At 60.7% G+C, this 7477-nt stretch carries 7 protein-coding genes; 3 read left to right on the forward strand and 4 right to left on the reverse strand.

All coding sequences use genetic code 11. The annotated features are described in order from the left end of the window. Positions 1-948 (reverse strand): flagellar hook-basal body complex protein (locus WAO69_RS17460; RefSeq protein WP_422181506.1); only part of this gene is annotated, 948 nt, incomplete at its 3' end. Positions 949-1047: 99 nt separating this feature from the next. Then, the gene (locus WAO69_RS17465; protein WP_422181508.1) at positions 1048-1884 is read right to left on the reverse strand and encodes a flagellar motor protein MotB; all 837 of its coding nucleotides are present in this window, start codon (positions 1882-1884) and stop codon (positions 1048-1050) included. Between the two features lie 149 nt (positions 1885-2033). Here WAO69_RS17465 and WAO69_RS17470 point away from each other — a divergent pair, with 149 nt between their 5' ends. Then, positions 2034-3350, forward strand: a complete 1317-nt coding sequence (locus WAO69_RS17470; RefSeq protein WP_422181510.1) for an ABC1 kinase family protein — start codon at positions 2034-2036, stop codon at positions 3348-3350. On the opposite strand, the gene WAO69_RS17475 is transcribed toward WAO69_RS17470, so the two are convergent. Both WAO69_RS17475 and WAO69_RS17480 read right to left on the reverse strand, forming a co-directional pair. Next, on the reverse strand, positions 3341-4513 hold the full coding sequence (locus tag WAO69_RS17475; RefSeq protein ID WP_422181512.1) for a glycosyltransferase family 4 protein: 1173 nt from the start codon (positions 4511-4513) through the stop codon (positions 3341-3343). The two genes, WAO69_RS17470 and WAO69_RS17475, sit on opposite strands and share 10 nt — an antisense overlap. After that, complete coding sequence (locus WAO69_RS17480) at positions 4510-5664, reverse strand: glycosyltransferase (protein WP_422181514.1); 1155 nt, start codon at positions 5662-5664, stop codon at positions 4510-4512. The genes WAO69_RS17475 and WAO69_RS17480 overlap by 4 nt, the downstream gene beginning before the upstream one ends. 131 nt (positions 5665-5795) lie before the next feature. Here WAO69_RS17480 and WAO69_RS17485 point away from each other — a divergent pair, with 131 nt between their 5' ends. Together WAO69_RS17485 and WAO69_RS17490 are read left to right on the forward strand one after the other, a co-directional pair. Further along, positions 5796-6479 carry a sulfotransferase family 2 domain-containing protein gene (locus WAO69_RS17485; RefSeq protein ID WP_422181516.1) on the forward strand — a complete coding sequence of 228 codons (684 nt, stop codon included), beginning with the start codon at positions 5796-5798 and terminating at the stop codon, positions 6477-6479. Beyond that, positions 6476-7477 (forward strand): hypothetical protein (locus WAO69_RS17490; RefSeq protein WP_422181518.1); only part of this gene is annotated, 1002 nt, incomplete at its 3' end. The genes WAO69_RS17485 and WAO69_RS17490, both read left to right, overlap by 4 nt.

The raw sequence follows: 7477 nt of genomic DNA on the forward strand, positions 1-7477 counted from the left end.
GCCCGGAGGGGCGCCATCCTTGGAAATGACCATGGGCATGAATGTATCTGCCAGCTGTGTCATGCGCCCGGGATCGCCCGGGATGCCAAGGTTCAATTCAATCGGACCGCCGGCAACATTGACGACAACGCTGCCCGTAGTCACATCAAACGCGCCGCCTGAAACTGTCGTGACGGAACCGAGAGTGCCGCCACTCGTGCGGCTGTCATCAAAGTTGAGCCTGTATTCCCCGATCACGGCGCCCGCCGCGGCCGAATCCCGCAGCACCATCGTCCATTCATTCGATGCGCCGGTGGCGGGGACGGTGGGGGTGAATGAGATATCGATGCTCTCGGATGCGCCCAGGTTGTCAAAATACTCGATCGACAAGCTTTGGGCCGTGCCTGCTGAACCGGCAGCTGTTTCATCGGCAGGCAGGTTCACACCCAAAAGCATCTCGGTCGTCGGCGATCCGATCAACTGGTTTTCATTGATCTGTACAGGAACCAGACCATCTGCGGTGTCACGCGGAACGACAGGCATGGAACCATCCGGGTTTGCAGGCCAGGCCATCAGGATCATGCCAGATGGTGTCTTCAGGTAGCCATCGGAGTCAGCGCGAAACGACCCCGTGGATGTAAGCCGCATCTGCGGATCGCCATTGGTTGCCTGAACCTGCGTTTCAGAGGTGACCGGCAGGAACCCGGCACCGCGTACGGCCAGATCGGTGGGGTTGGATGTCGACACAAGTGAACCACTGTCGTCGATCATGCGTTGGGTGGTCGCCCGCACGCCACCGGCCGAGTAACTGCCAGAACCCGCGCTGATCACCATGGACTGAAAATCCGTCTGGATGCGTTTGTAACCAATGGTGGACGAATTCGCGATGTTGTCCGAAATCGTCGCCAGGCGGGAAGCATTGGTTGCCAGGCCGGCAACGCTCGCGTTCAGCGAGGAAGAAATTGTCATTTACGCGCCTTTCTGCTGCATCAAATACTGTTCGATGCAATCCTTAGCGCACGCAGACTTAACGCCACGCTAACGGCTAAAATGCAGGCTACTTCCGGCCTAATGTCTCAGAAGGATCACTTCGATCCTGTTGTTGCGCAAAGCCATCGGGTTTTCCGTCAGCGGGCTTCGGTCGGCATGGCCGGTCACGCGGCGGATACGGTCAGGCAGCATTCCGGCCCGGTTCAACAAGCTGCGCATCTGCTGTGCCCGATCCACCGACAGGGGCCAGACCGGATTATCTGCCTGCACGATGGGATTGGCGCGCACATGGCCTGCCAGCGCAACCTTGTTGGTCACCAGATCCGAGGCGCGCTGAATCATTCCGGCCAGTTCCTGCAAAAGAGGTGTCGGCCGTGCCGTGTCTTCGACAAACAGCGTCGCGCCCTCCAGATCGAACAGCTCGATGACCAGCCCTTCATCGGTCACCCGCGTCACGATATGGCGAAACAAATCGTCCGAGACCATGCTTTCGCCGCTCAGGCCGAACAGGGCATCCTTGACCTGTTCCAACGCATCCGCATCCGAGCTGTCCGCGGCTGTGTCGCGAGGATCCGCCGCCCCTCTTGCCTGCTGGGCATCGGCGGGCCGGAGACTGGTCGCACCAGTTCCGTTTTGCGCCAGAACATCCTCTGCGAAGACGGTATCGCCTGAAAACATGCCATCGCCGCCACCGGATTGACGCGACACCGGAATCGTCGGCGCAAAGTAATCCGCAAGCCCGCGGCGTTGATTTTCAGTCGTCGCATTCAAAAGCCACATCATCATGAAAAACGCCATCATCGCAGTTACGAAATCGGCATAAGCGACTTTCCAGGCACCGCCGTGGTGCCCATCCCCTGCAACAACCTTTTTCCGTTTGATGATAATGGGCGCGACATTTGGCTGCCCGCTCATCTCCACCACCTTTATTCACCCAAGGCGTGGATAGCCTGCTGCGGGTAAAGACGAGCTTAACAGTTCAAACTCTCTCTATTTGTCATCTCCTTGCCGATGGGAGCGCGTGGCCCCCTGACAAGGGCAGAGCCCGGACTAGATTGCGCAGCATGACGGATATCACACAAAAAGGCCGCCCGGTCACAGTGCCTGCCAGTCGCGCGCGCCGGCTTGCAGGGCTGGGAGGCATGGCGTCGGGGATTGCGGGGAACATGGCCGCAAACGGTCTGCGACAGCTGGCATCGGGCCAACGGCCGGAGTTTCGCGATCTTCTTCTGACGCCGCGCAATGCGACCCGGATCGCAGATCAACTCGCCCGTATGCGCGGTGCCGCGATGAAGGTGGGCCAGCTTATCTCGATGGACACGGGCGAGTTCCTGCCGCCCGAGCTTGCGCAGATCCTCGGGCGGTTGCGGGCTGACGCCGACTACATGCCGCCAAGGCAGCTGAAACAGGTGCTGAGCGCGAACTGGGGCGACGGGTGGCTCAGAAAGTTCTCGAAATTCGATGTTCGCCCGATTGCCGCGGCATCCATCGGGCAGGTCCATCGCGCGCGCACCGGTGACGGGCGGGATCTTGCGATAAAGGTGCAATACCCGGGTGTGGCGCGCAGCATCGACAGTGATGTTCAGAACGTCGCCGCTCTGATCCGCATGTCGGGCCTGCTGCCCAAGGGGCTTGAGATCGACCCCTTGCTGGAAGAAGCCAAAGCCCAATTGCGCGATGAAGCGGATTATCTGCGTGAACGTGATCAGATCGTGCAGTTCCAGACCCTGATGCAAGGGGCCGAGGGCTTTGTCCTGCCAACCCCCCATGACGACCTGACCACCGACAGCATCCTTGCAATGAGCTTTCTGCCCGGCCATCCGATCGAGACATTGGAAACCGCCTCGCAAGATCTGCGCGATAGCGTCATCAGTCGCCTCATGGAGCTGATGTTTCGCGAAGTTTTCGAGTTCGGTTTCATTCAGTCAGATCCCAACTTTGCCAATTATCGCTATGATCCGAACAGCGATCTTGTCGTTCTGCTGGATTTCGGAGCAGCGCGCCCTGTGCCGCATCAAGTGGCATCAGATTACGCAGCCCTGTTTTGCGCCGCTATGGAGGGTGGCGACCTGAGCCAACCAGCGCTGGCTCTGGGATTTTTCGGGGCAGACACAAAAGAGCGGCATCAACAGATGGTTCTGAGCATGCTTGAAACGGTCTTTACGCCTCTTCGGGAAAGACGCCTGTTTGACTTTGGCGACACGTCACTGTCGAACCAACTGAATGCCGCCGGGATGGAAATGGCCAACGAACGTGACTTTATCCACGTTCCCCCAATCGAAACCCTGTTCCTGCAACGCAAATTCGCAGGCCTGTTCCTGCTGGCCTCCCGCCTGCGCGCGCGCGTGGATATCGCTGGCCAGATCGCACGTCATCTGTGAAGGCTCAAAGGCTGGAGCCTGGCGCATTCCCCCAACCGGGTGGCAGGATCATCGAAATCCGCCGAGGTCTCTGGATGCAACACGCCCAGCAGAACCCGCACCAGATCCCCCGCGCTTTTGTGCCAGCTGTACATCTCTGCACGCGTCCGACCCAGTTCCACACGCCTGCCGCGTTCCGTCCAGCTCATGGCTGAAAACCGCGCCAGTGCGCCGGTGATCGAGGATGGATCGCGCGGATCAAACCATAGGGGAGCCTCGCCCAGAACCTCGGGCAAAGCGGCGGTGCTGGCACTGAGAACCGGGACACCCAGTTGCATCGCCTCAAGCGGGGGAATGCCAAAGCCCTCATAAAGCGACGGAAAGACAAAGCCTGACGCACCCTCATAAAGGCCGCGCAGATCCGCGTCGGGCACCCGGCCCAGAACATGCACGCGCGCTGCGACATCGGGCTCAAGATGGGTCAAGCCGGGAACGCCGCCTCCGACCAGCGCCAGATCGGGCAGGTTTGGCGGGGCTGCGCCATGTGCCTTGATCAACGCACCAAGATTCTTGTTCGGGCTTTGCGTGCCTAGGGCCATCAGATATCCACCGGGGACCAGGCCATATCGCGCAGGTGTGCCGGGATCGACAGGCGCGCGCAGGATGTGATCAGCCGCGTTATGCACGATCTGAAATCGGTCTGGCGAAACGCCCAGAAATGCCCCCAGCCGGTTTGCCGAGTATCGGCTGACCGAAATCAACGCGGCGGCACGCCGTGCCAGGCGCGGGCGCAGGGCTTTGTGAACTGTCCGGTAGGTTGTCGAAAACGCATCCGGTATCTGGTAGATATGCGCGTCATGTATCGTCAGAACATGGGCCCGGTGACATAGCGGGCCGCTGTTTCCAAGACCAAGCAAAACCCCCCGACGGCTTGCGCGATAGAGGGTGGTTTGCTCCCAAAGATGCCCGCGACCACCCGGGATGATCCGCAGGCCGAGTATCCGCCAATCCGGCCTATTCAGGGTGATCTCATGAGGCACCAGAACCTCTACAGGGCCCAGAACGGCGCGCAATCCCGCCGAGTCCGCCAGCAGGTCATCAAGGGCATTGGTCAATTCACGCGCATATCTCTGCACCCCGGAAACCGGTTGCGTCAGGAACCGTCCATTGATGAACAGCCTCATGCCGCGGCCCGTCTGCCCATCGGCACGCCGTATAACGCGGTGGTGCGCGCGCCCAGAGTGCCAAGCGACCAAGCGCTGACATCCGTGCTCAAGGCCGCCTGCTTCAGCGCATGCAGACGCAGATCATCGCGCAGCAGGGCCATCATCTGCCCTGCGGCACCGGCCAGATCGTCCGGGGCGACAATGCAGCAATTGCGCCCATCCTCAAGCAATTCGCCAAGACCTGGCAGCGCCGTCGCCACCATGGGGCATCCTGCGGCCATCGACTGAACGGCCACCCGCGGCAAGCCTTCCCGTTCAGAGGTCAGAACGCTGACATCCGCCAGCGCAAACATGGCCTCGGGATCGGACCGGTGCCCGCACATCACCACCTGATGTCCAAGGCCCAGATTGCGGATCTCCGCCCTTATGCGCGCCTCTTCAGGTCCGCTTCCGGCCAGAAACAGCCGGATATCACAAGCCTCACGGGCCACGTCGGAAAACGCCCTCAGAAACGCTACATGACGTTTGCGCGGCTCAAGGGCCGCCATCATCACCGCCACCTTTGGCACCGGTTGACCGGCCCCCAGCCGCAACAACGCGCGCCAGTCCGCCGGTACGCAAGCGTCCCGGAACCGCGTCAGGTCCATGCCCGAACGCACGCAATGGATCTGATCTTCGCGCGCGACTCCGGCCGCGACATATGCATCACCAACCGCCTTGCTCACGCTCATAAACAGATCTGTCCGACGCCCCGCCGCCCGTTCGGCAGCAATGTAGATCGCGCGTTGCGCGGCGCTGACACCCTCGAACGGCACGATGTGGATGCCATGCACGACCACCGCCTGTGGAACGGCCAGCGCCGCCAGACGGCCCAGAACTCCGGCCTTGCTTTGATGGGTGTGGATCACATCCGGCTGCAGCTTTCGATAAAGCGCGCGCAAAAGCACGATCGCCCGGATATCCGCGATGGGGTGCGGGGGATGTACCATCTGGGGCAGGCAGATCCGGGTCACCCCGGCTGGCAGATTCCGATCCCACCAGGGATCAAAGCCATCACCGTGAACAAGCGTCACGCGGTGACCGGCGGCCACCTGCCAGCGGCATGTCTCGACCGTGTTTTCCTCTGACCCAGCCCGCAGCAGCCGCGTCAGCAGATGCACAATATGCATGCCGCCCCTCGTTCTCAGATCCTTGTTAAGTGCGCGTTAACCATAGGCTGCGATCCTTACCAAAAGGCTAACAGCAGGCGCGAGAGCACGAGATTTTCGACGTGTTTCAAATGGGTTAACAAGAGATTAAAATGACGCGGATCATCTATGTGCACGTGCCCAAATGCGGCGGCTCCAGTTTTGGAGCGGCTCTGCGTCTGCGCTTTGTACTGTCCCAGGCCAGTGTTGATCTGAATCAGGGGGATCCGAGGCTGACCGGAACGGCCCAGATCATCGATGATTACGCAAACCGACAAAAGCAGCTTGCCGATCTGGTGCACCGCGGTGTGCGTATGATCTCGGGCCATGTGCAATACAGCCGCGCGCTGCATGGGGGGGTTGCCCGAGAGTATGCCTTTGTGACGCTTCTGCGCGATCCGGTGGAGCGCTTTGTGTCGCATTACAACTATCTGCAACGCAGGCACCCGGACCCGACGCGCCCGGATGGGCTGGAGGGATTTCTGGCCACAGCGGATGCCGCACGTCTTGCCGCGCAATACCAGTTCTACTTTGCGCCCAATGCCCCAACCGAAACCGCCGTCAGCACGGCGATCTCGAACCTCAGCCGGTTCACTGTCGTCGGCAACCTCGCGCGCCCGGATGTCTTTGCGGGCGATCTGCGCAAACTGATCGGCACGCCCCTGCCCCGCTGGCGACGCAACATCGCACCACATCCGACGCAGGTACCTGCCAACTTGCGTGCGCAGATCGAAACCCTCTGCGCGGGAGATATCGCGATTTTCCGTGCGCTCCACGGGAACAGGCAGGCGGCGTGATCGGGTTGCTGTCCCCCCTGTCGTTGATGCTGCTGTGCTGGACCCTCACCGGTTTGATCGGAGGCTATACACTTGCGCATCTCGACCAGCTTGAACTGGTCCAGATCTTCCTGCGCCGCGAAGGGTTGGATCTGGGAGCCTTCAGCATCATGGGAATGGTCTGGATAGGGATCGGCATGCTGAGTTACATCGTCGGCGATCTTGCAGCACGGATCACCCTGCCGCCACCGCGCTGCGCCCGGATTGATCTCGACCTCAACCGCGCTGCCCAGCTTACCTTCGCGATCAACCTGTTCCTGCTGGGCGTCACCGCCATGTGGATCGCGACATCAGCCGCACAGAAGGGCGGGCTGATCCAACTTGCTGCCGCTGTCTATGTCGACAACCTGACCACCCGCGATCTTCTGCTTGAGAACAAGCTGTTCACCGGGATGCGCCTGTTCTATGCCGCGCTGCCTGCGACCGGCTGTCTGGCCGCCGCCATTCTGTGCGCACGCAGGCTCAGACGACAGTCGCGACGCCTGTGCCAGATCACCATCGCGCTGAACATCGCGGCTCTTTTCATCCTGCCCATCGTGATGAGCCAGCGCCTGCTGCTTCTGCAACTTGTGCTGGCCGCCTATCTGGCCGCCTGCCTGGCAAAGGGGCGCATCTTTGGTCTGCCCTGGCTGAGCGTCGGTGTTGTATTGTTCCTGACCCTATGGCTGGCACGCGAAGCGGTGACCAATCCGTTCCATGACGGATCAACCACAGGGCTGGCCTTTCAGAAGTTGGCTTTTTACGTGGTCAACGACCTCTGGAACAGCTTTGCTCCGATCAGCCAGCCGATCCCCCACACCTATGGCAAGCTGACCTTTGAGGGGGTGATGTTCCTGACCTTCACGGATTCGTACTTCCTCTCGACACTGGACCCCAAGATGGAGCTGCTGGATACGGTTCTGGGCGGTGGAGAGTTTCCGTTCTTCACCTCGGCTTTCGTGGATTTCGGCCCTGCCATC

The sequence above is a fragment of the Aestuariivita sp. genome (assembly GCF_049276915.1).
GTDB lineage: Bacteria > Pseudomonadota > Alphaproteobacteria > Rhodobacterales > Rhodobacteraceae > Aestuariivita.

What these genes read in the sequence shown, in the direction of transcription:
- WAO69_RS17470 (WP_422181510.1), top strand. Translation starts at nt 2,034, where the DNA reads ATGACGGATATCACACAAAAAGGCCGCCCGGTCACAGTGCCTGCCAGT.
- WAO69_RS17480 (WP_422181514.1), bottom strand. Translation starts at nt 5,664, where the DNA reads ATGCATATTGTGCATCTGCTGACGCGGCTGCTGCGGGCTGGGTCAGAG.
- WAO69_RS17465 (WP_422181508.1), bottom strand. Translation starts at nt 1,884, where the DNA reads ATGAGCGGGCAGCCAAATGTCGCGCCCATTATCATCAAACGGAAAAAG.
- WAO69_RS17475 (WP_422181512.1), bottom strand. Translation starts at nt 4,513, where the DNA reads ATGAGGCTGTTCATCAATGGACGGTTCCTGACGCAACCGGTTTCCGGG.
- WAO69_RS17485 (WP_422181516.1), top strand. Translation starts at nt 5,796, where the DNA reads ATGACGCGGATCATCTATGTGCACGTGCCCAAATGCGGCGGCTCCAGT.